Origin of the sequence: Mesorhizobium sp. Cs1299R1N1, from assembly GCF_037179655.1 — a bacterium.
Taxonomy (GTDB): domain Bacteria; phylum Pseudomonadota; class Alphaproteobacteria; order Rhizobiales; family Rhizobiaceae; genus Mesorhizobium; species Mesorhizobium salmacidum.
In genome coordinates this window covers 1-1736 of the sequence record NZ_JAPYKR010000073.1, presented here as the reverse complement: position 1 = coordinate 1736, position 1736 = coordinate 1, and the positions used below count along the sequence as shown (strand labels likewise).

Annotated in this window: 1 protein-coding gene; it reads left to right on the top strand. The window is 60.9% G+C overall.

All coding sequences use genetic code 11. The features are described 5' to 3' along the window. Nucleotides 1-79 precede the first annotated feature (79 nt). Entirely contained in the window at nucleotides 80-1246 is a 1167-nt protein-coding gene (locus O7A70_RS33680) for an IS110 family transposase (RefSeq protein WP_442921255.1), read from the top strand. Nucleotides 1247-1736 lie beyond the last annotated feature (490 nt).

Below are 1736 nucleotides of genomic sequence, written 5' to 3'. Positions count from 1 at the left end.
TAGCGCTGTAGATGCTATGGGCGGCGGCGAGCGTGTGGCACCCTCGGCGCTGTTGAGTAGCTACCTAAGGAGCGCCCCCATGTCACCATCCTTTGATGCAAGCAAATCCCTTACCACACTTGATCAGGACAGCACGTTGGTCGCAGTGATTGAGATGAGCCAGACAAAGTGGCTCATTGCTGCGACGGTCCCTGGCTTTGAACGTAATCCTCTCAAGAAGCTCGATGCCGACCCGGATTCGGTGCTCAGGCTGTTGCGCCGCTGGCGCAGCGAAGCCATCCAAGCCGGGCGCGAAGTCCGGCGCATCGTTGTCGCCTATGAGGCTGGACGCGACGGCTTTTGGTTGGCGCGCTGGCTCCAGGCGCACGCTGTCGAGGCTTATGTCATACATCCATCGAGCGTAGCGGTTTCCCGTGAACATCGGCGCGCCAAGACCGATCGCCTCGATACCGAACTGCTGATGCGCGCCTTTCTTGGCTGGCTGCGGGGCGAGAAGCGCCACTGCAGCATGGCAGCCATCCCAACCATCAATGAGGAGGAGGCCCGCCGTCCGAACCGTGAACGAGACAATCTCGTCCGCGAACGTACACGGATCGTCAACCGCATCAAGGCAATCCTCGCTCGCTTCGGCATTCGCGCCTTCAACCCCAATCTGCGCAAAGCTGCGGAGAAACTGGAGGCTCTGCATACGGCGGAAGGTATGCCGCTACCGGAACGAAGCCGAGCCGAGTTGCGCCGTAATCTCGGACGGCTTCATCTGTTGCGTGAACAAATCCATGAGATCGAACAGGAGCGGTTGCGGCAGCTCTCGGTCGTTCCGGACACGGAGAAGGGTCCGCTCGCAATGGTTCGCCTTCTTGCGCGGATCATCGGTGTCGGTATCGAGACTGCGGACATGCTGGTGAATGAGATTCTCTCACGCGGCCTGCGTGATCGGAGAGCCGTCGCTCGCTATGCCGGACTTACCGGGGCGCCGGATGAGAGCGGCCAACGCAGGCGCGAGAAAGGTCTTGCGCGGGCCGGCAACGCTCGCGTCCGCTACGGCATGATCCTGTTGGCTTGGCGGTTCCTCCAATTCCAAAAGGACAGCGCGCTGGCGCACTGGTTTTGCGCGAGAACGGCCGATGGCCGTGGCGGTACGCGCAAGACAATGATCGTGGCTTTGGCGCGCAAGCTACTGATTGCATTCTGGCGACTTGTCACGACCGGCGAGATCCCGACGGGAGTAGCCCTGCGTCCGGTGTAAAGCAAGGAGGAGCGTTCGACAGGACGAGCATTGAAGTTTGGCAGCTGCAATAGCGTCTGCCGATAACGATCCGAGGTGGTGGTGATCCCGGTCGCTCACATGGCTTACGACGCCGCGCTGTAGAATGGGCCCACCGCCCGGAGCTTCGCCGCCGATGCGTATGGCTGCATCATGGTTTTTGATCCGCGAGGATCAACCGCATACAAGCTTGCGGCGCGTTTACGGCGCCTGATGGCGAGCTCCCCTCGGTTTGCAAGTTGTAGACCTCTACGAACAGGCACCTGCCGGCTCAATGTAACGCTGCCGCCGTGCTCGTGACCGTCAAGGGCAAGTCGCTTCGCGATGGCCAAAGGCCACCCTTGACGGTCACTGCGCGCGGCGCCCCAATGAACCCCGGGAGCCAAAGCAGGAACAAACGGGCGCCACGGCTGAACAAGGAGACGGAACGACTGAAAGATCACGTTGACAAAGATCACCCCATACAAGCGAG

Coding starts and splice junctions, on each gene's coding strand:
- O7A70_RS33680 (WP_442921255.1), top strand. CDS start 80: ATGTCACCATCCTTTGATGCAAGCAAATCCCTTACCACACTTGATCAG.